This window comes from Gordonia marina, from assembly GCF_052036135.1.
In the GTDB taxonomy this organism is placed as follows: Bacteria; Actinomycetota; Actinomycetes; order Mycobacteriales; family Mycobacteriaceae; genus Gordonia.
This window is the reverse complement of sequence record NZ_JBPSDN010000003.1, coordinates 94,014-113,406: the sequence shown is the minus strand read 5'-3', so window position 1 is coordinate 113,406 and position 19,393 is coordinate 94,014. Positions and strand designations below refer to the sequence as shown.

The following is a 19,393-nucleotide window of genomic DNA, read 5'->3' as shown; positions in this document are numbered from 1 at the left end:
GTATGCTGGCTCACAGTCAGCGTCCGGAGGGCCCCGGCCTCACCGGGGAGGGACGCCACCGACGACGGCACAGCACAGTACCGACTGGAGTAATCGGAACCGATGGGGATCAGTTTTTCGCGGCGCGGGGACCGCCCGGCACCCGGCATACCGTGGCGTGGCGTGGCCGTCACCACCGGCATCGCCGCCGTCGGCGCCGTCATGCTCGCGGGCGCGACCGCCAGTTCCTCCAGCTCACCGGCCGCCGCCTACACCGTAGCCAGCGTGACCGTTCCCACCGCCGGCGACGCGCCGGCCGTCGCCGCGTCCGTCCCGGCGGATGCCACCCAGCTGTACGGCTTCGCGCCGCCCGCCGAGGCCGCGCCCGCCGCGAACCCGCAGTTCCGGATCGCGGCGGACCTGCCCAGCGGCCCGCTGGGCATCCCCGGCGTGGTGCTGCAGGCCTACAAGCTGGCCGCCACCCGCGTCGCCGCGGAGAGCCCGCAGTGCAAGCTGCCCTGGTACCTGCTCGCCGGGATCGGCCGCATCGAGTCCGGTCACGCCGACGGCGGCGACGTGGACGCGTACGGCAACACCCGCGTCAAGATCCGCGGACCCGTGCTCGACGGTTCACTCGCCGGCAACGCGGTGATCCACGACAGCGACGGCGGCCGCCTGGACGGCGACGCCGGACACGACCGCGCGATGGGCCCGATGCAGTTCATTCCCAGCACCTGGGCGTCGTGGGGCTCGGACGCCAACGGCGACGGCAAGGCCGACCCGGACAACATCTTCGACGCCACCTACTCGGCGGGCCGCTACCTGTGCGCCGGCGTCACCGACATCATGTCGAGCAGCAACAAGGTCGCCGCCGTGCTGCGCTACAACCGCTCGATGGCCTACGTGAACAACGTCCTCGGCTGGGCCGCGGCCTACGCCACCGGCGTGATCCCCACCGGCGGCATCCCGGAGATGAGCCACGCACCGGCGACCAAGACCGACGCGAAGAAGAAGCCCGGCGACAAGACCAAGCCGGGCGAGACCACCAAGCCGGGTGACGGCTCCACCGCGCCGTCGACCACGACGCCCACGCCCACGCCGCCCCCGCAGAACTGCCTCGGCGCGCTCTGCCTGCCGCCGGGCATCGGCCCCGCTCCCCAGCCCCAGCCGAAGGCCCCGAAGAGCGCCGCCCCCAAGTCGAAGGCCCCGCAGGCCAAGCAGCCGACCACCAAGAAGCCGACGGCCAAGACCACCGTCCAGCCGCGCTGAGGTCCCGCCGGGCGGGTCGCTAGTCTGGATTGCGTGACTAGTGCAGCCCTCCCCACCGAGTCCGCCGTCCGTTCGGCGCTGAGCAAGGTCTCCGATCCGGAGATCGGCCGGCCGATCACCGACCTCGGCATGGTCAAATCGGTGGCCGTCGCCGACGACGGCACCGTCGACGTCGGCGTCTACCTGACCACCGCGGGCTGCCCGATGAAGACCAAGATCAGCGAGAACGTGGTCTCGGCCGTCTCCGACGTCCCCGGCGTCGGACAGGTGCGCGTCGAGCTGGACGTGATGAACGACGAGCAGCGCACCGCGCTACGCAAGCAGCTGCGCGGTGACCGCCCCGAGGCGGAGATCCCGTTCGCCAAGCCCGGCAATCTGACCCGGGTGTACGCGGTCGCCTCCGGCAAGGGCGGTGTCGGCAAGTCGAGCGTCACGGTGAATCTGGCGGCCGCCCTCGCCGCCCGCGGTCTGTCGGTCGGCGTGCTCGACGCCGACATCTACGGCCACAGCGTGCCCCGGATGCTCGGCAGCGACGCCCGGCCGACACAGGTCGAGTCGATGATCATGCCGCCGATCAGCCATGACGTGAAGTTCATCTCGATCGGACAGTTCACCGACGGCAACACCCCGGTCACCTGGCGCGGGCCGATGCTGCACCGCGCGCTGCAGCAGTTCCTCGCCGACGTCTACTGGGGCGACCTGGACGTGCTGCTCCTCGACCTCCCGCCGGGCACCGGCGACGTCGCCATCTCGATCGCCCAGCTGATCCCGGGCGCGGAGATCCTGGTGGTCACCACCCCGCAGCAGGCCGCCGCCGAGGTCGCCGAGCGGGCCGGGTCGATCGCGCTGCAGACCAAGCAGAAGGTGCTCGGCGTGGTGGAGAACATGTCGTGGATGGAGCTCCCCGACGGCTCCCGGATGGAGCCCTTCGGTTCCGGCGGCGGCGCGCGGGTCGCCGAGAGCCTCAGCCGGCTGATCGGCGCACCGGTGGAACTCCTCGGTCAGGTGCCGCTGGAGCAGGACCTGCGCGAGGGCGGCGACGCCGGCACCCCGGTGGTGCTGTCGTCCCCCGACTCGGCGTCCGGGACGGCGCTGCGGGCCGTCGCCGACAAGCTCGCCGTCCGCAAGCGCGGGCTGGCCGGGATGAGCCTGGGCATCGACACGGTCCGCCACTGAGCGGGACCGCACGACGGGCCGGCCTCGACATGTCGCGGATCGTGTCGCCGGTCGGCAGATGTCGCGGATCCTGGCGGATCTGACAGGGCAGACGCGACGGATTGTCGACCCCGACACGATCCGCGACAGATCGCTCCGTCCCGGCCTGCCTCTGCTGGGGGCGCGTTTCGACTCGCCGACTCGCCCTTGCGGGCTCGTCGTCGGCTCAACGGGCTGGAAGGGCTCGTCGTCGGCGGGGCGGGCTGGAGGGGCTCGTCGTCGGCGGGGCGGGCTGGAAGGGCTCGTCGTCGGCGGGGCGGGCTAAAAGACAACAACCGGCTCTGCGACATTTCGCACAGCCCGTTGAGCCGATCGAGCCGTTAGGCGAGATCGTGTCGAAACGCACCCTGGCCCGCAAGGAGCCTCTCGGACCTATGTGGCGTCCCAGTCGGCGACGTCGTGGCGACGCGGGGTGCCCGAGGGTTTCGGCGGAGCGGGGACGTCGCCGTTCAGTCGGCCCGGATCGGCCTGGGTCGCGCGCTCCAAGCGGTCGACGTCGGCGGCGTCCGGCTGCGGATGCGGGTTGGCCGGGGCGGTGCCGCTGATGCTGAGCGAGTCGCGGACCGAGGACTCCAGCGAATCGAGCGTCGACGCGTCGCCGTCGAACAGATGCTTGGTGACGAGCGCTTTCGGCGTCATCTGGCGCAGTTCGTTGAGTTGCTGCAGCGGCTCGCGGAGCGAATCGAAGTCGGTACCCATCTGCTCCTGCAGGTCCTGGGAGGCGCCCGTCGCGTAGTCGCGCGCCTTCTTCAGCGACTGCACGGTCCAGGTGATGGCGCCGGGGAGGCGTTCCGGACCGAGGATGACCAGAGCGGCGACGAGCAGGATGAGGACCTCGCCCCACCCGATACTGCTGAACATCGCGCCGCCTCTAGTCGCTCGCCGGCGTGATGGTGCCGTCGAAGGTGCGGCCGTCGCGCCAGTAGGTGAACTTCACCTCGCCACCGATCTTCGACTTCCGGACGGCGACCGTCAATTCGTCGGCACCCTCGATCGGCTTGCCGTTCCACTTGGTGATCACGTCGCCCTCCTTGAGCCCGGCGCGGGCAGCGGGGCTGCCGTCGGCGATACTCTTGACCTGGGCGCCGAACACCTGGTCGTTGCGGACCGTGGCGGCGCTGACACCGATCTGCGGATGGTGGATCTTGCCGTCCTTGATCAGCGTGTCGACCACCGGGATCGCTTCGTTGATCGGGATCGCGAAGCCCAGGCCGATGGAGCCGCCGCCGGTCACCGCCGCGGCGGTGTTGACGCCGACCACGCGGCCCTTACCGTCCACCAGCGGTCCACCGGAGTTGCCGGGGTTGATCGCCGCGTCGGTCTGAATGGCGTTGATCACCGCGTCGGTGTCGGAGTCGGCGTCCGGCCGCAGCGGCACGGCCCGGTCGACGGCGCTGACGATGCCGGTGGTGACGGTGCGGTCGAGCCCGAGGGGCGCGCCGAACGCGATCACCGGCTGCCCGATCTCCAGCTTCGACGAGTCGCCGAGCTTGGCGACCGTGATGTTCTCGACGTTGTCGACCTTGAGCACCGCGATGTCGGTGCGGATGTCGCGGCCGACGATGCGGGCCGGCACCCGGCTGTGGTCGTCGAAGACCACCTCCAGCTTGGCCTCCTTGTCGTTGGCGGCCTGGCTGATCACGTGGTTGTTGGTGACGATGTAGCCGAGCTTGTCGACCACGAACCCGGAGCCGGTACCACCGCCGCCCGCGGTGCGGACCTCGATCATCACGACGGCGGGGGCGAACGCCTTGGCCACCTGGGCGACGTCACCGGAATCGGCCTTGCTGTGGTCGACGTGCAGCTCCACCGCATTGGTGTTGCGCGGCGGGATCACCTCGGCGGTCCAGCGGCCGAGCAGGCCGCCACCGAGACCGATCAGCACCGCGACGAGCGCCAGGGAGACCAGCGCCCACCAGTGCACACGGTCGCCGAACAGCAGATCCCGCACGCCCAGCTTGGGACCGGCGGTGAGGACCGGTTCGCCGGTCGATGCGCGCAGCGCCGGCCCGTCGAGCCGCGCGGCGCTCGCCGGATCGCGCCACGGATCCTCCGGTTCGGCCTCACCCTCCGGTGCGCCGTAGGTGGCGTAGGGGTCGCGCTGCAGGGTGTCGGCGGCGCCGGCCGGCCGGCCGAAGGCTTCGGCGAGCACCGGGTCCGGCGGGGCGATCTGCGGCTGCGGTACGGGCGTCGACGACCGGTTGCCGAACGAGTCCTCGACGCCGGGCGGACGACCGAACACGGCGGCGACCTGCTCCGGCACCGGCGGACGGGTCACACGTGACGGCACAGCGGTCACCGGGTCGGTCGCGCGATCGGCCGGGGGCCGATTCTGGTCGCGGTCCGACCAGTCGGGGGTATCGGTCACGTGTCAGCGGCTCCGGCGGTCGAGGTCCCGCACATCGATCTCGCGGGTCGGGATCTTGCTGAGCTGGCCGATCAGATCCATCGGCGCGGACACGTCGCGACTGGCTCTCAGGACCGACCGGGCACCGGCCTGCGCGGCGACCTCGGCGGCGCACTGTGTGCACAGTGCGAGATGCCGTTCGGCCCGCCCCTGGGCGGACGCGCTCAGCACGCCGTCGACGTACGCGACGACGGCGTCGGCGGCGAGGTGATCGGTGGAACCGAACGCACGACCGGCACGGTATTCGGGGTTGGGCGCGAACGTGGCACCCACCGGCGCCCAGCGCCGGGGCCGCGAGGAACGCTCGTCACCCACGCACGGCTCCCCTCGTCGCTCGGAACAGCTCCCGCCGCGGACGCGGCGAAGTCGACCCCAGCTTATCGGAACGTTGCGGGCGGTGCGCTCAGGCATCGCTGCCGACGGCCACCGAACGACTGCCGGTGTGACCGCGCGCGAGCAGGAACTCCCGGATTCCCTGGCGTCCACGATGGATCCGGCTGCGTACCGTCCCCTTCTTGACGCCCATGGTCGCGGCGATCTCCTCGTACGACAGACCCTCGATGTCACAGAGCACCACGGCGGCGCGGAACTCGGGCGCCAGCGCGTCGAGCGCCTGCTGCAGATCCGGGTCCAGGCTCGCATCGGCGTACGCCTGCTGCGGGTCGGGCGTGTCGGCACTGATGCGCTCGTAGCCGGTCTCCAGCGTCTCCATCCGGATCTTGTTGCGGCGCCGCACCATGTCCAGGAAGAGATTGGTCGTGATGCGGTGCAGCCAGCCCTCGAAGGTGCCCGGCTGATAGTTGTGCAGCGAGCGGAACACCCGGATGAACGTCTCCTGGGTCAGATCCTCGGCGTCGTGCTGATTACCGCACAGCCGGTACGCGAGCCGGTAGACGCGGTCGGCGTGCTCGGCGACCAGGTCCTCCCACGACGGCATCAGCGCGGCGTCGCCCGTCTCGTCGAATCCGGCGGTACCGGCGAACGGCGAAGACCCCTGCCCGCTGTGTCGAACCTGCTTCACCGCTCTGCACGGCTCCTTCCCTGACCTCGCCCGGTGAAACGCCGTGACCGGCGCCGGTATTCCGGGCTGCTTGCGGTTCAGCCTCTCCCACCGGCGTGTGCCAGTGCTGTTACTCGCCTAAGTGTTTGCTGAGGATGCCGATCGGCCCCTCGCGGCGTGCCACCCGCACCGGCCGGACCACGGTCTGGCACCCTCGTGAGCATGAGTGACACCTCCGCATTGGCCGCCTACGCGGACTCGGCGATCCTGGAAGACGAGGCGCTCCGTGCCGCGCGGGCGCGGGCCGCCGAACTCGGCGCGACGACGATCAGTCCCGCGGCCGGTGCGCTGCTCTCGGTGCTCACCCGCGTCGCCGGCGCCCAGCACGTCGCCGAGATCGGCACCGGGGTGGGTGTGAGCGGTCTGTGGCTGCTGGCCGGGATGCCGGTCAGCGGGGTGCTGACCACCATCGACCCCGAACCCGAGCACCACCGCGCCGCCCGCCAGGCGTTCGCCGATGCCGGGATCGCGCCCGGCCGCACCCGGCTCATCACCGGTGCCCCGTCGGACGTGCTCACCCGGCTCGCCGACGAGTCGTACGACGTCGTCTTCGTCGACGGCCCGCTGCTCGGCTATCCGGCGTTCGTCGCCGAGGGCATCCGGATCCTGCGGCCCGGCGGCGTGCTGGTGCTGACCGATGCGTCGGCCGGGGGCACCATCGCCGACCGCGACGTGACCGATCCGCGGACGCTCGCGGTCCGCGAGGCCGCGCAGCTGATCGCCGACGACGACCGCCTGCTGCCCGCGGTCGTCCCGGTGGACACCGGCCTGCTGGTCGCCGCGAAGGCGCGGTAGGGGCTTCGACAAGCTCAGCCGGCGAGGTGGACAGCGGCCGGCGGGTTCGACAAGCCCTGCCGGCGAGGATCTACACGTCGGTCGAGAAGCGGATTCCGGCCTCCGGGATCTGCACGCCGGGCCACACGCGCGCGCCGCGCAGCAGCTCGCAACGGTTGCCGATGTGGGCCTGGTCGCCGATCACCGTGTCGCGGATCAGGGCGCCGCGGCCCACGCGGGCACCGAAACCGACGATGCTGCGCTCGATCGCCGCGCCCGCCTCGATGATGGCGCCGTCGAAGATCACCGCGCCGTCGAGCCGCGCACCCGGACCGATCTGCGCATCGGCGCCGACCACCGTGCCACCGACCAGAACGGCATCGGCGGCGACGTGCGCCCCCTCCTTGACCAGCGATTCCCCGCGCTCGCCGTCGAGCACCGGCGACGGCGCGATGCCGCGCACCAGATCGGCCGAGCCGCGGACGAAGTCCTCCGGGGTGCCCATGTCGCGCCAGTAGGCGCCGTCGACGTGGCCCTGGATGTGGCGGCCCTCGGCGAGCAGCCGCGGGAACACCTCGCGCTCCACCGACACCGGCCGGCCGGTGGGGATCTCGCCGATCACCGAGCGGCGGAACACGTAGGTGCCGGCGTTGATCTGGTTGGTGGGCGGGTCCTGCGTCTTCTCCAGGAACGCGGTGACGCGCCCGTCGCCGTCGGTCGGCACGCAGCCGAAGGCCCGCGGGTCGCCGACCTGCACCAGGTGCAGCGTGACCTCGGCCCCGGAGGTGCGATGGGTGTCGAGCACCTCGCGGATGTCGGTGCCGCCGAGGACGTCGCCGTTGAACACCAGGACGGTGTCGGCGGTCAGCGAGTCGTACACGTTGCGGATGCCGCCGCCGGTGCCGAGCGCCTCCTTCTCGGTGACGTACGTCAGCCGTACCCCGAGGTCGGCACCGTCGCCGTAGTACTCGGAGAACACCTCCGCCTGGTACGACGTGCCCAGCACGATGTCGGTGACCCCGGCCTCGCGGATACGCGCGATCAGGTGGGTCAGGAACGGCACCCCGGCCGTCGGCAGCATCGGCTTGGGCGCCGACAGGGTCAGCGGCCGCAGCCGGGTTCCCTTGCCGCCCACCAGGATCAGGGCCTGCACATCGGGATTCTGGGACCTGGGATTCTGGGATTCGGGAGCCACAGCGCTCACCCTTCTCTTGCGGCGGTCGACTGCTGCTCGGCGGCACGCAGTTCTCGGAGAGCGGAGGCGACGGCGATGCGACGGCGCGCGGCGAGGCCGCCGCGCAGTGCCCAGCGCACCGGTGCCCAGCGGGCACCGGGATGGCGGTCGGCCTGGAATCGGTACGCACTGTCGTGGTGCGCGGTGAGCATCCGCTCGGGGTGCTTGGACACCGAGTGGCTCTTGGCGTGCATCACCCGCGCCGAGGGGACGAAGACGTTGAGCCAGCCGGCCTTGGCCAGCCGGTCACCGAGGTCGACGTCCTCCATGAACATGAAGTAGCGCGAGTCGAAGCCGCCGATCGAGTCGAACGCGGCCCGGCGCACCAGCAGGCACGAGCCGGACAGCCAGCCGACCGGCCGCTCGGTGACGTCGTCGTTCTCGTTGCGGTAGGCGACCGTCCAGGGGTTGCCCGGCCAGATCGTGCCCAGGATCGCGTGACCGGACCCGGACACCAGGTCCGGGACCCGCCGGGCCGACGGGTAGACGGTGCCGTCGGGCTCGGTGATCAGCGGGCCGAGGGCTCCGGCGCGGGGCCAGCGGCGCGCCGCGTCGAGCAACTCGTCCAGCGATCCGGGCGTCCATTCGACGTCCGGATTCGCGATCACCACGAACTCCACCTCCGGGGCGATCTCCGCGATGCCACGGTTCATGCCGCCGCCGTAGCCGAGATTGCCGCCGGTGTGCACCAGGGTCACCTCGGGCCGCTGCGCCGCGGCCTCCTCGGGCGCACCGTCGGTGCTGCCGTTGTCGGCGATCACCACCTGCACCGGGCGCGTCGTGGCGGCGCCCAGCGTGCGCAGGAAGCTGTGCAGATACTCCCCGGACGAATACGTCACGGTCACCACGGCGACGGGCTCGGCGTCGCCGCGTCCGGCGGCGTCGGGTCCAGAAGTCACCGCCATAGAGTAGGACATCGGCCCGCTCTCACCGGCTTTCGAGGGCCTCGGTGAGGGCCTCGCGCCAGTCGCGCAGCGGCGTCAGACCGGCCTGAGCCCACGACCGTCCGGAGAGGACGGAGAACGCCGGACGCGGCGCCGGACGCGGGAATTGATCCGTGGTGCACGGGAGCACACGGCCCGGATCGGCGCCGAGACCTGCGAAAACGGCCTGCGCGAGCTGAAACCAGGTGGCCTCGCCCGCGCCCGCGGCGTGCAGATCCGCGCCGGCGGTGATGTCACCGGGGGCCCCGACATGCCCGACCAGCTCCCACAGGCCGCGCGCGAGATCGCTCACATAGGTCGGCGAGCCGCGCTGGTCGTCGACCACCGAGATCTCCGGACGCCCGGCTTCGAGGCGGCGCATGGTGCCGACGAAGTCGGGCGAGTCCGGTCCGCCGGTGTACACCCAGGCGGTGCGGACCACCGTCGACGACGGATCGGCGGCCCGCGCCGCCCGCTCCCCCGCCAGCTTGCTCGCGCCGTAGATCGACTCCGGCTCGGCCTCCGGGTCCAGATCACCGGGTTCCAGGGGCACGGTCCACCCCGGCGGCGCGCTGAACACGTAGTCGGTGGACAGGTGCACCAGCCGGGCCCCCGCGGCGGCGGTCGCCTCAGCCAGCAGAGCCGGACCGTGCGCGTTCACCCGGAAGGCCAGGTCCCAGTCGGTCTCGGCGTCGTCGACGGCGGTGTAGGCGGCCGCGTTCACGACGACGTCGCCGGAACGCAGACCGGCCAGCGCGTCGCGGACCGAGAGGCGGCGGATCAGATCGATATCGTCGGAGGTGTACGGCTGCACGACGGCCCCGGCCGGGGCGGTCGCGCGCAGAGCCGTGCCGAGCTGCCCGGAGGCGCCGATCAGGTGGACGGTGCGCTGTGACATGGCTCCCATGCTGCCGCACCCGGACTCGGCGGACCCGGACACCCCGGCGTTGCGTTCCGGGCACGGCGGTCCGAAACCAGTACCCTGAACACCACACTTGTCACATCAGCCACACCAACGGAAGGAACCGAGGCGCGGTGGAAGAACGACGCGAAGGCCGCGCCCGGGCCGAGGGTGCCCGCGCCGGACGCGCCGCACCCCGGCCGCGGACCACGCCGACCTCGACCCGCGGCACCGGAACCACCAAACGCAAGACGAACACGTCGGCCGAGATCCACACCCGCCGCCGCACCTCCGCCGAACGGGGCCGGCCCGAACGCACGGCGGGCACACGCGAGAACGCGGGCCGTCCGGCGCCCGCCCGCCGCCCGGCCCGGCCCACCCCGCGGCCCGCGGCCGGCCGCGGTGGACCGCCGCGCGGACCACGCACCTTCCTCGCCCGCCTGACCGGCGGCCGCCCGGGCGCGGCGCTGCCGATCGGTCGCGGACTCATTGCACTGATCACCGCCGTCGTCCTGATCGTCACCGGCGTCGCCTGGAACCGGATCGCGAGCCTCAACTCGGCGGTCACCCTGCTGGGCGGCCTGGGCCTGGGCGGCGGCAGCGACGGCGCCGTCGACATCCTGCTGGTCGGCACCGACTCGCGCGTCGACGCCAAGGGCAACCCGCTCTCGCCGGACGAACTCAAGTGGCTGCGCGTCGGCGACGACATCACCACCTCCACCGACACGATCCTCCTGATCCGGATCCCCAACGACGGCTCCGGTGCGACGGCCATCTCCATCCCGCGTGACTCGTACGTCGACGTCCCAGGCCTCGGCATGAGCAAGATCAACGCCGCGTACGGCGCCACCCGCGAGCAGGTGCGGCGCACCGAGGTGGAGAGCGGCACCGCCGAGGCCAAGGCGGAGGCCGACGGCACCAAGGCCGGCCGCAAGGCCCTCATCGAGTCGGTCGCCGGCCTCACCGGCGTCACGGTCGACCACTACGCCGAGGTCGGCCTGCTCGGCTTCGCGCTGCTGACCGACGCGGTCGGCGGCGTCGACGTCTGCCTGAAGAACGCCGTGAACGAGCCGCTCTCCGGCGCTCATTTCAAGGCCGGACGGCAGACCCTGAACGGGCCGAAGGCGCTGAGCTTCGTGCGCCAGCGGCACGACCTGCCGCGCGGCGACCTGGATCGCATCACCCGCCAGCAGGTGTACATGGCCTCGCTCGCGCAGAAGATCCTGTCCACCAAGACGCTCACCAACCCCGGCAAGCTGACCGAGCTGGAGCACGCCGTGTCCCGGTCGGTCGTGATCGACGACGGCTGGGACGTGGTGAAGCTCGCCGAGCAGATGAAGGACCTGACCGGCGGCAACGTCAAGTTCACCACCATCCCGGTGGTCAGCGAGCACGGCTGGAGCGACGACGGCACGCAGAGCGTGGTCGAGGTGGATCCGAAGCAGGTCCAGACCTTCGTCGACCGCCAGCTCGGCAAGGCGTCGACCGTGAAGACCGGGCGCGGCGCCTACCAGGTGGACGTGGTCAACGCGGGCACCGTCGACGGCCTCGCCGCGAACGTCTCGGGTCTGCTCACCGCCAAGGGCTACCGCGAGGGCGCGACGTCGAGCAAGCCGATGAACGAGTTCAACTCGATCGTCTTCGCCAAGGACCCCGACGGTGACGGCGCCAAGCAGCTGGTGAAGGACCTCGGCGGGGACATCGAGATCCGGAAGGACACCTCGCTCCCGGACGACCGGCTGCGCGCGGTCCTGACCAACACCTACACCGGTACCGGGGCCATCTGGAACACCGGACCGCAGGGCGACAACGCCAACGACCAGACGTCCGGCGCCTCCGACGGCGAGGTGAAGGCCACCCCGGCCATCAAGGCCGACACCAACGGCCCGGTGTGCGTGAACTGATGCCGTCGACCGTCACCGGGGCCGTGTTCGAGGCCGTCACCGACCGCGCCCGCCCGCTGCTCACCTACTACGGCACCGGGGCGCCGGGAGCGGGCCCCGACGTCCCAGCTCAGCGCGTCGGGCTGTCCGGGGCGACGCTGGAGAACTGGTCGGCCAAGATCGCGAACTATCTGCGCGACGAGGCCGGCCTGCTGCCCGGCGACACGGTGGCCGTGGACCTGCCCGAGCATTGGCAGAGCGCCGCCACGCTGCTCGGCGCCTGGTGGGCCGGGCTGCGGGTGGCACTGCCGGGCGACACCGGCGACGCGCGCGTCGTGTTCACCACCGCCGACCGGCTGGACGATCATCGCGATGCCGAGGAGCTGATCGCGGTGCCGCTGGACCCGTTCGGCGGCCGGGTACCCGGCCTCCCCGCCTTCGCCGGCGACTTCGGCGATACGGTGCGCCCGCACGGCGACCGCTTCTCCCCCTCCGGCGCCGGCCCGCTGGCGCTCGGTGAACTCGGTGTGGCCGACGTCCTCGCCCGCGCCGCCGCGGCCGCCGAGACGGCGGGCATCACGGCCGGAATGCGGGTGCTCTCCACCCGTCCGTGGCGCACCGACGACGGCGTCGTCGATCATCTGCTGGCCCCGCTGCTGGCCGGAGCGGCCCTGGTGTGGGCCGATCCCGTTGCGGGACTTGATCTTCCGGCGATCGCCGAGACGGAGAAGACCGGCCTCACCCTGGGGTGAGACCGGCCTTGTCGTCGTCGTGCGGCTGGGCGTCAGCGCAGAAGCTGCCGCGCCATCACCAGGCGCTGGATCTGGTTGGTGCCCTCGTAGATCTGGGTGATCTTGGCGTCGCGCATCATGCGCTCGACCGGGAAGTCGGTGGTGTAGCCGGCACCGCCGAACAGCTGCACGGCATCGGTGGTGACCTCCATGGCGACATCCGACGCGAGGCACTTGGACGCCGAGCTGATGAAGCCCAGGTTCTTCTCGCCGCGCTCGGCACGCGCGGCGGCGGTGTAGACCATCAGGCGCGCGGCCTCCACCTTCATCGCCATGTCGGCGATCATGAACTCGACGCCCTGGAACTGGCTGATGGTCTTGCCGAACTGCTTGCGGTCCTTGACGTAGGCGATCGCCTGGTCGAGGGCGCCCTGCGCGACACCGACGGCCTGCGCGCCGATGGTCGGGCGGGTGTGGTCGAGGGTGGCCAGCGCGGTCTTGAAGCCGGTGCCCTCGTCGCCGATGATGCGGTCCTCCGGGATGGTGCAGTTCTCGAAGTACAGCTCGGCGGTGGGGCTGCCCTTGATGCCGAGCTTGTGCTCCAGCGGGCCGACGGTGAAGCCCGGGTCGTCCTTGTGGACCATGAACGCCGAGATGCCGTTGGCGCCCTTCTCCGGGTCGGTCACGGCCATGACGGTGTACCAGGTGGACTTGCCGCCGTTGGTGATCCAGCACTTGGAGCCGTTGATCACCCAGGTGTCGCCGTCCTTGCGGGCGCGGGTCTTCATCGACGCGGCGTCGGAACCGGCCTCGCGCTCGGACAGCGCGTACGACGCCATCGCCTCACCCGACGCGATCGACGGCAGCACCTTCGCCTTGAGCTCGTCGGAACCGGACAGGATCAGGCCCATGGTGCCGAGCTTGTTGACGGCCGGGATCAGCGACGCCGAGACGTCGACGCGGGCGACCTCCTCGATCACGATGCACGCGGCCACCGAGTCGCCGCCCTGGCCGTCGAACTGCTCCGGCACGTGGATGGCGTTGAAGCCGCTGGCGACGAGGGCCTCGCGGGCCTCCTCGGGGAAGCGGGCCTTCTCGTCGACGTCCTTGGCGTGCGGGGCGATCGCCTTCTCGGACAGATCGCGGATCGCCTCGCGCAGCGCCTGGTGCTCCTCGGGCAGCTGGAACAGGTCGAAGTCGGGGTTGCCGTAAGCCATTGTCATCTCCTCTTGGCACTGAGTGCCACGTCTGGGCTGTCCCTAGTGCACCACGGACGCGGCGGTAGGTCAACCGCGCCGCGGGAGACTCAGTCGTGGCCGATGGTGTCCGCCAGCCGCCGCAACTCGGCGGCGAGCGCCTCGGCGGTGGCCGTCTCGTCGCCGCGGCTCATCCGGCGCAGCAGGTAATTGTGCACCCCGGTCACCGCGGCGGCGTAGGCGACGATCCGGGTCCGCGCCACCTCGGGCAGCTCGCGGGAGAGGAAGTCCTCGAACAGCCGCTGATAGCGCGACGACATCACCAGTTCCCGATCACGCAGCGGCGCCACCCGGGAGACGACGGCGTAGCGCCGCGCGGCGAACTCGCGGTCCGCGGCGAAATGGGTGAAGACCAGTTCCGCCCCCTCGGCGACCGCGGCCCACGGATCCCGGTCCTCCCGGCCGGCCGCGGCCAGGTGCGCGGCCACCTGTTCGAGCAACGCGTCGTGGTCGGCGAAGATCAGCCCCTCCTTGGAGCCGAACTGCCGGAACAGGGTGCGCCGGGACGTTCCGGCGGCCGCCGCGACGTCGTCGACGGTGGTCGCGTCGTAGCCGTGCTCGGCGAAGAGCCGAATCGATTCGGCCGCCACCCGGCGGCGCAGATCGACCGCTTCGCCGGATGCCTGATCGGTCGCTGCCATGGGTGCCAGTATGTCGCACGCCCCGGCGTCTCCACCGATAGCCTCGACCCGTGAACCTCTTGCTGCTGTCGTGGGGCGCGGGCGCGCTACCGGGATTCCTGGCCCGCACCACCGGGAAGACCGCGGAGCAGACTCGCCTCGGCTATCTGAACGACGCGGCGCTCCCCTACGAGGACGCGGAGTTCGTCAATATCGACCGCTACCGCCTGATCGACTTCGGCTACCGGCCGACGACGATCACCGCGCGCGATGTCCCGACCGCCGCCGAGTTCGCCGATGTGCTGGACGGACTCGACGCGCTCTACGTGTGCGGCGGCGAGACCTTCGTACTGCTCGGCAACCTGCGTGCGCGCGGTCTGGACGAGGTGCTGGTCGAGAAGGTGCGCGACGGCCTGCCGTACATCGGGCTGTCGGCGGGCGCGGTGATCGCCGGGGCCAGCGCCGAACCCGCGTCGCTGATGGACGACCCGTCCTTGGCCCCCGGACTGACCGACCACCGCGGGCTCGGGCTGGTCGGCACCTCGATCGTGCCGCGCGCGGACGGCCGGATCGAACTCTTCCCGCCGGAACTGATCGCCGAGGTGTCGCGGGTGTATTCCCCGCGCCTGCAGCTGACGCTTCTTCACGACGACCAGGCCCTCGTGGTCTCAGACGACGCGATCGACATCGTCGAGTCTCGCTGAGGGGTCCGGGCGCAGATCACTCCGGCCGCCGCGGTCACCGCCGCAGCCAGGAGAGATAGGCCGCGCCGCGCGGGGACAGTTCGTAGCCGACGTCGTGGCTGATGGTCAGGCCCAGGGCCTTGAGCTTGCGGATGTCGGTCTTCATCGGAGCCAGCTCCACGCCGCGCAGCTCGGCCAGCCGCTTGGACACCACCCGGGGATTGGCCTCGATCCATTCCAGGGTTTCGCGGGTCCAGCGGTCACCGAGACGACGATCCAGCACCGCGGTGCGGCGGGCGATCTCCGCGCACGCCGCCTCGTCGGGCAACTCCTCGCGGAGTGCCAGCCGGGGGTCCTCGCCCGCCCATTCCAGATTGATCCGGTAGATGTGCTCGCCGCCGCGCGAACCCCGCTCCGAGGGCGCGCGGTTCGGTCTGGGCGCCAGCGCCTTGCGCAGGGCGTCCGCGTTCTTCATCCCCGCGGCGCGGGCGGCCCGGTCGGTCAGCCGATCGAGGTCGTTCACCCGGGCGACCCGGGTGAACCGCACCACCCCGGCCGGGGTCAGCTGGGTGCCGCCCACCTTCACCCGCGGCACGTCCCAGCGCCGGTATTGCGCGGTGACCGTCCCGGCCCGGATCTGCTCGGCGATCGCCTTGGAGATGAGCACCTGATGATCGTAGAACGCCGATGGGCCACTATGGAGGGGTGAGAGTCCCCCGCGCCGTCGCCCGGATGAACAAGTACGTCACCAACCCGATTCAGAGCGCGTGGGCGCCGCGGCTCGCGCCGTGGGCCGTGGTGCGGCACGTCGGCCGCACGTCCGGCACCGTCTACTCCACGCCGGTGCTCGCGTGGACCGAGCACGGCCGCATCTCCATTCCCCTCGTCTACGGCGCCGACTCCGACTGGGTACGCAACGTCCTCGCCGCCGGCGAGTTCACGATGATCCGCCGCGGCCGGCGCCTCCGCATCGCCGGTGTCCGGATTCTGCCGCCGGACTCGCCCGACGTCGCCGGATTCGCCAAGTACGCCGGCCGCCCGTTCGAGGGTGTGCTCTACGGAAGGATCGTGTCGTGACCGCACTCCTCGACGACTTCGCCGCCGATGAATTCACCCACGACGGCATCACCCACCGCTACTACCGCCACGGCACCGGGCCGGCGGTCATCGTGATCGCCGAGGTCCCGGGCATCACCCCGAAGGTGATCGAGTTCGCGCGCCGGGTCGCCACCGCCGGACTCACCGTCTACCTGCCCTCGCTGTTCGGCACCGACGGTGCGTCGCCGTCCCCGTCCGGCCCCACCGACCTGCCGCGCGTCGGCATGACGATGGCCCGGACGCTCGGGAAGGTCTGCGTCTCCCGCGAGTTCACCATCTTCGCGACCGGCAAGACCTCCCCGGTCGTCGGCTGGCTGCGCGCCCTGGCCGCCAAGGCACACGAGGAGTGTGGCGGACCCGGCGTCGGCGCGGTCGGCATGTGCGTGACCGGTGGTTTCGCCCTCGCCATGGCCGTCGACGACCGAATGCTCGCCCCCGTGCTCTCCCAACCCTCCCTGCCGTTCGGGATGACACCGGGCCGCCGCCGGACCATCGACATCTCCCCCGACGACCTGGCAACGGTGAAGGTGCGGTGCGCGAACGGACTGCAGGTGCTCGGCGCGCGCTTCGAGGGCGACCTGATGGTGCCAGGCACCCGCTTCGACTTCCTCCGCGAGCAGCTCGGCGACGCCTTCCTCGGCGTCGAACTGCCCGATTCGGCGGCCAACCCGGAGGCACTGATCCCGCCGCACTCGGTCCTCACCGAGCACCTGATCGACGAGCCCGGGCAGCCGACCCGCGACACCCTGGATCAGGTGATCGACTTCTTCGCCACCAAGCTGGGCGTCGCCGGATGACCACCCTCGATGCCGCGGTACTCGACGACCCGTTCGGGTGCGCGCTGCGCGGACGCCACGCCCGGTTCGCGCGGGCGCACGGCAGCGCGATCGCCTACCGGCGCGACGTGTCCGTCTTCTACGCGCATCCGCGCGAGCTGACCGGCGACGACTACGCCGACCTCGCCACGCTCGCCGGCCCGGGCGGCACCGTCGGCCTGCGCGGCCGGTCCACCCCGCTCCCGACCGGCTGGGACGCGCTGGAGACCTTCGAGCTGGTGCTCTACACCGGTGAGGCGGTGGAACCGGCGGCCGATCCGGAGTTCGTGGCGCTGACCGGCGGCGACGTCCCCGAGATGACCGCCCTGGTCGACCTCACCCGGCCCGGGCCGTTCCTGCCGCGCACCATCGAACTCGGCGACTACCTCGGCTACCGCGACCCCGGCACCGGCCGGCTGCTCGCGATGGCCGGAGAACGCGCCAAACCCGACGGCTGGACCGAGATCAGCGCGGTCTGCACCCACCCCGACGCGCGCGGCCGCGGCCTGGCCCGGCGGCTCATCGCCGCGGTCGCCGACGGGATCGTCGCCCGCGGCGACCTCCCGTTCCTGCACACCACCGCCGACAACCCGGCGCGGGCCCTGTACGAGTCGATGGGCTTCGTCCACCGCGCCACCGTGCCCCTGGAGATCGTGCGGGTTCCGAGCTGACGCTCCTGAGGGAGACAGCCGGTCCTCCAGTCAGCGCACCGCCGCCGGGCCGGGACCGATAGGACTCCAGTACGCACGTTTTGCGGCAAGTATTCTGAATGGGCGATTCATCCAGCGTCAAGGCTCTGGTCGCAGTCATGGGCCCTGGTACACGCACCGGTGGCCTGACCACCACGTGGTGATCAGGCTGCCAGGTGCTGTTCGAGAAGAGCTTCGACGCCGGAGTCGGTGCCGGGCGGTGAGGTGCTCTCGACTTCGCTCGACCAGCATGGGGTGTCGCCGAGGCGATGATTCACCACCGGCGGCGGCGTCCGTTCAGCCTCCGGGACGTCGGGGCCGGTCCGCAGCTTGTCCGGGTGGAAGAGCGGGTTGACGATCCACGGCCCGCCACTTCCGACCGGCCGCCACCCGACGCGTCCCTTGTTCGGGCCGTCGGTGAAGACGATCGTCTCCCACTGGCCGGAATTCTTGCCGTGGCGGCGGTTGTGTCGTCCGCAGGCCCCGCCGAGACGGTCGACGTCGGTGGTCCCACCGTCCTGCCACTCCGGCGTATGGTCCATCTCACACTGCGAGAACGGCCGGGTGCAGCCCGGCGCCGTGCACCCACGATCGCGGGCGAACAGCGCGAGCCGCTGCGCGCGTGACGCGAGGCGGTGGGCGCGGCCCAGATACAACGGCTGCCCGGTGGCGTTGGAGAACACCGCCAGCCACGGCACGCAGTCCGCGGCCATCTTCACCAGATCAGAAACGGGCATGCGGGTCCCGGTCGTGGTCCAGGCGACGCCAGCGCCGCGGGCAAGGTCCTCATCGGTGACGGTCACCACGACCTGATTCCGCAGACTCTCCGGCCGGGCGTGCGAGGCTTGAGCGTTGACCCAGTCGAGCATGGCTTCGAGGGCGTCGTGCTGACGCTGCCCGAGCAGCCGGTCATCGCGCTCAGCCGCGGCGGCCAGAACCGCCGGATCGAGCCCGGGTTGATCGGCGGACCCAAAGGGCGAGTCGGGATCACCGGGATTGTTCATCCCGGGGGCGGCCCACAGGCTGAACATGACCTCGAACTGTGCCCGCAGTTGCGGGGTCATGCGGGCTTGGATGGCCGACATCAACTGCCGGTCCTGCGGAGATAGACGGAATTTGCGCTGCCGCTGGCGTTCCTTGTCGTCGGCCAGAGTGCCGTCGGGGTCGAGGTGGGCGAGGATCCGGTTGCCGACGACCATCAGACCGGCCGGGTTCAGGGTGCGCGCGGCCCCGGCGAGGAGTTCCTCGGCGTTGTCCCGCGCAGCCGGGTCCACCGCACGTGGAATCCGGTCCATGACTTCTTCGATCACCACGACATGCGCTTCACCGATCGCACCCTCGGCTACGGCCTCTGCGGTGCACGGGAGGGCGGGTTCGCGGCGTTCGCCGGTCATTTCGGTGAATCGGCCGATCGACGCGGCGGCGACCCGCCGCCGTTTGGATTCACCGTCGCCCAGGCGCAGGGCGCCGGTGTACAGCTGGTGCATCGTGTTGTATCCGGCCCGCGAGTAGGCACCGCGATCGGAGATCTCCACATACAACGCGGCATCGACGGCCACGCCCGTACGGCGGGCCTGCTCCCGCGAATCCAGCAGAGCCAGGAGCCCATCCTCGGACAGCGCGGCCAACGGCGCATCAGCGAGTTGTTCCTCGGCGGCGCCGATCACCGCGACCAGGGCCGCCGGCGAGAGCCCGGCAAGGAGGCCCGCGGCGTTGAACGAGCCATCGTCGCCGTTCATGGCGCTCCCCTTTTCCGCTGGTCAGGAATCGTTTAGCGTCCTGTTCTCAGGATATCTCACACTATGTTGTGTGTGCAATAGATTTGTCGAACTAGTTTTCGGGTAGGGTCTCGGCGG

20 protein-coding genes are annotated in these 19,393 nt (G+C 71.2%); 9 read left to right on the top strand and 11 right to left on the bottom strand.

All coding sequences use genetic code 11. The features are described from left to right. Window positions 1-102: 102 nt before the first annotated feature. Complete coding sequence (locus tag ACSEEN_RS02490; RefSeq protein ID WP_440712217.1) at window positions 103-1,248, top strand: lytic transglycosylase domain-containing protein; 1,146 nt, start codon at window positions 103-105, stop codon at window positions 1,246-1,248. 33 nt (window positions 1,249-1,281) lie between these two features. After that, window positions 1,282-2,424, top strand: coding sequence for an Mrp/NBP35 family ATP-binding protein (locus ACSEEN_RS02485; protein ID WP_247867119.1), 1,143 nt, complete (start codon window positions 1,282-1,284; stop codon window positions 2,422-2,424). 411 nt (window positions 2,425-2,835) lie between these two features. On the opposite strand, the gene tatB is transcribed toward ACSEEN_RS02485, so the two are convergent. From tatB to sigE, 4 genes are all read right to left on the bottom strand, one after another. Beyond that, window positions 2,836-3,324, bottom strand: coding sequence for a Sec-independent protein translocase protein TatB (gene tatB, locus ACSEEN_RS02480; RefSeq protein ID WP_247867118.1), 489 nt, complete (start codon window positions 3,322-3,324; stop codon window positions 2,836-2,838). 10 nt (window positions 3,325-3,334) lie between these two features. Further along, window positions 3,335-4,831 carry a S1C family serine protease gene (locus ACSEEN_RS02475; RefSeq protein WP_440712216.1) on the bottom strand — a complete coding sequence of 499 codons (1,497 nt, stop codon included), beginning with the start codon at window positions 4,829-4,831 and terminating at the stop codon, window positions 3,335-3,337. Window positions 4,832-4,834: 3 nt separating this feature from the next. After that, complete coding sequence (locus ACSEEN_RS02470; RefSeq protein WP_440712215.1) at window positions 4,835-5,185, bottom strand: zf-HC2 domain-containing protein; 351 nt, start codon at window positions 5,183-5,185, stop codon at window positions 4,835-4,837. Window positions 5,186-5,273: 88 nt separating this feature from the next. Then, window positions 5,274-5,891: an RNA polymerase sigma factor SigE gene (gene sigE / locus ACSEEN_RS02465; protein WP_247867116.1), complete on the bottom strand. Its 618-nt coding sequence runs from the start codon at window positions 5,889-5,891 to the stop codon at window positions 5,274-5,276. Between the two features lie 201 nt (window positions 5,892-6,092). Between sigE and ACSEEN_RS02460 the strand changes: the two genes are divergently transcribed. Next, window positions 6,093-6,725 (top strand): O-methyltransferase, encoded by a 633-nt coding sequence (locus ACSEEN_RS02460; protein WP_440712214.1) that lies wholly within the window; start codon window positions 6,093-6,095, stop codon window positions 6,723-6,725. Between the two features lie 70 nt (window positions 6,726-6,795). Here the strand turns inward: ACSEEN_RS02460 and manB are convergent, their stop codons facing one another. Genes manB through rfbD form a run of 3 tightly spaced genes read right to left on the bottom strand, consistent with a single transcriptional unit; the run spans window position 6,796 to window position 9,759 of the window. Further along, complete coding sequence (gene manB, locus ACSEEN_RS02455; RefSeq protein ID WP_247867114.1) at window positions 6,796-7,899, bottom strand: mannose-1-phosphate guanylyltransferase; 1,104 nt, start codon at window positions 7,897-7,899, stop codon at window positions 6,796-6,798. A 5-nt stretch (window positions 7,900-7,904) separates the two neighbouring features. Further along, the gene (locus ACSEEN_RS02450; protein WP_440712213.1) at window positions 7,905-8,843 is read right to left on the bottom strand and encodes a glycosyltransferase family 2 protein; all 939 of its coding nucleotides are present in this window, start codon (window positions 8,841-8,843) and stop codon (window positions 7,905-7,907) included. Window positions 8,844-8,865: 22 nt separating this feature from the next. Continuing rightward, complete coding sequence (rfbD, locus tag ACSEEN_RS02445) at window positions 8,866-9,759, bottom strand: dTDP-4-dehydrorhamnose reductase (RefSeq protein ID WP_440712212.1); 894 nt, start codon at window positions 9,757-9,759, stop codon at window positions 8,866-8,868. 137 nt (window positions 9,760-9,896) lie between these two features. Between rfbD and ACSEEN_RS02440 the strand changes: the two genes are divergently transcribed. Further along, window positions 9,897-11,666: an LCP family protein gene (locus ACSEEN_RS02440; protein ID WP_440712211.1), complete on the top strand. Its 1,770-nt coding sequence runs from the start codon at window positions 9,897-9,899 to the stop codon at window positions 11,664-11,666. Next, window positions 11,654-12,397 (top strand): TIGR03089 family protein, encoded by a 744-nt coding sequence (locus tag ACSEEN_RS02435; RefSeq protein WP_440712210.1) that lies wholly within the window; start codon window positions 11,654-11,656, stop codon window positions 12,395-12,397. The genes ACSEEN_RS02440 and ACSEEN_RS02435 overlap by 13 nt, the downstream gene beginning before the upstream one ends. A 32-nt stretch (window positions 12,398-12,429) precedes the next feature. On the opposite strand, the gene ACSEEN_RS02430 is transcribed toward ACSEEN_RS02435, so the two are convergent. Both ACSEEN_RS02430 and ACSEEN_RS02425 read right to left on the bottom strand, forming a co-directional pair. Continuing rightward, a complete protein-coding gene (locus tag ACSEEN_RS02430) occupies window positions 12,430-13,593 on the bottom strand; it encodes an acyl-CoA dehydrogenase (RefSeq protein ID WP_247867110.1) in 1,164 nt (387 codons plus the stop codon). Between the two features lie 89 nt (window positions 13,594-13,682). Then, entirely contained in the window at window positions 13,683-14,273 is a 591-nt protein-coding gene (locus ACSEEN_RS02425) for a TetR/AcrR family transcriptional regulator (RefSeq protein ID WP_298445994.1), read from the bottom strand. 50 nt (window positions 14,274-14,323) lie between these two features. Here ACSEEN_RS02425 and ACSEEN_RS02420 point away from each other — a divergent pair, with 50 nt between their 5' ends. Continuing rightward, entirely contained in the window at window positions 14,324-14,956 is a 633-nt protein-coding gene (locus ACSEEN_RS02420; protein ID WP_440712209.1) for a Type 1 glutamine amidotransferase-like domain-containing protein, read from the top strand. Window positions 14,957-14,990: 34 nt separating this feature from the next. Here the strand turns inward: ACSEEN_RS02420 and ACSEEN_RS02415 are convergent, their stop codons facing one another. Then, window positions 14,991-15,602 carry an ASCH domain-containing protein gene (locus ACSEEN_RS02415; RefSeq protein WP_440712208.1) on the bottom strand — a complete coding sequence of 204 codons (612 nt, stop codon included), beginning with the start codon at window positions 15,600-15,602 and terminating at the stop codon, window positions 14,991-14,993. 38 nt (window positions 15,603-15,640) lie between these two features. On the opposite strand from ACSEEN_RS02415, the gene ACSEEN_RS02410 reads away from it, so the two are divergent. The 3 genes from ACSEEN_RS02410 to ACSEEN_RS02400 are packed head-to-tail and all read left to right on the top strand — an operon-like array spanning window position 15,641 to window position 17,519. After that, a complete protein-coding gene (locus tag ACSEEN_RS02410) occupies window positions 15,641-16,012 on the top strand; it encodes a PNPOx family protein (protein ID WP_247867106.1) in 372 nt (123 codons plus the stop codon). Further along, window positions 16,009-16,830, top strand: a complete 822-nt coding sequence (locus ACSEEN_RS02405; RefSeq protein ID WP_440712207.1) for a dienelactone hydrolase family protein — start codon at window positions 16,009-16,011, stop codon at window positions 16,828-16,830. The genes ACSEEN_RS02410 and ACSEEN_RS02405 overlap by 4 nt, the downstream gene beginning before the upstream one ends. Continuing rightward, on the top strand, window positions 16,827-17,519 hold the full coding sequence (locus ACSEEN_RS02400; RefSeq protein ID WP_440712206.1) for a GNAT family N-acetyltransferase: 693 nt from the start codon (window positions 16,827-16,829) through the stop codon (window positions 17,517-17,519). The genes ACSEEN_RS02405 and ACSEEN_RS02400 overlap by 4 nt, the downstream gene beginning before the upstream one ends. A gap of 182 nt (window positions 17,520-17,701) precedes the next feature. On the opposite strand, the gene ACSEEN_RS02395 is transcribed toward ACSEEN_RS02400, so the two are convergent. Beyond that, complete coding sequence (locus ACSEEN_RS02395; RefSeq protein ID WP_440712205.1) at window positions 17,702-19,276, bottom strand: HNH endonuclease signature motif containing protein; 1,575 nt, start codon at window positions 19,274-19,276, stop codon at window positions 17,702-17,704. Window positions 19,277-19,393: the final 117 nt, after the last annotated feature.

Bases quoted from the DNA above. Each gene is read 5' to 3' on its own strand.
- ACSEEN_RS02430 (WP_247867110.1), bottom strand. From the start codon at position 13,593: ATGGCTTACGGCAACCCCGACTTCGACCTGTTCCAGCTGCCCGAGGAG.
- rfbD (WP_440712212.1), bottom strand. From the start codon at position 9,759: ATGTCACAGCGCACCGTCCACCTGATCGGCGCCTCCGGGCAGCTCGGC.
- tatB (WP_247867118.1), bottom strand. From the start codon at position 3,324: ATGTTCAGCAGTATCGGGTGGGGCGAGGTCCTCATCCTGCTCGTCGCC.
- ACSEEN_RS02395 (WP_440712205.1), bottom strand. From the start codon at position 19,276: ATGAACGGCGACGATGGCTCGTTCAACGCCGCGGGCCTCCTTGCCGGG.
- ACSEEN_RS02425 (WP_298445994.1), bottom strand. From the start codon at position 14,273: ATGGCAGCGACCGATCAGGCATCCGGCGAAGCGGTCGATCTGCGCCGC.
- ACSEEN_RS02400 (WP_440712206.1), top strand. From the start codon at position 16,827: ATGACCACCCTCGATGCCGCGGTACTCGACGACCCGTTCGGGTGCGCG.
- ACSEEN_RS02460 (WP_440712214.1), top strand. From the start codon at position 6,093: ATGAGTGACACCTCCGCATTGGCCGCCTACGCGGACTCGGCGATCCTG.
- ACSEEN_RS02450 (WP_440712213.1), bottom strand. From the start codon at position 8,843: ATGGCGGTGACTTCTGGACCCGACGCCGCCGGACGCGGCGACGCCGAG.
- ACSEEN_RS02490 (WP_440712217.1), top strand. From the start codon at position 103: ATGGGGATCAGTTTTTCGCGGCGCGGGGACCGCCCGGCACCCGGCATA.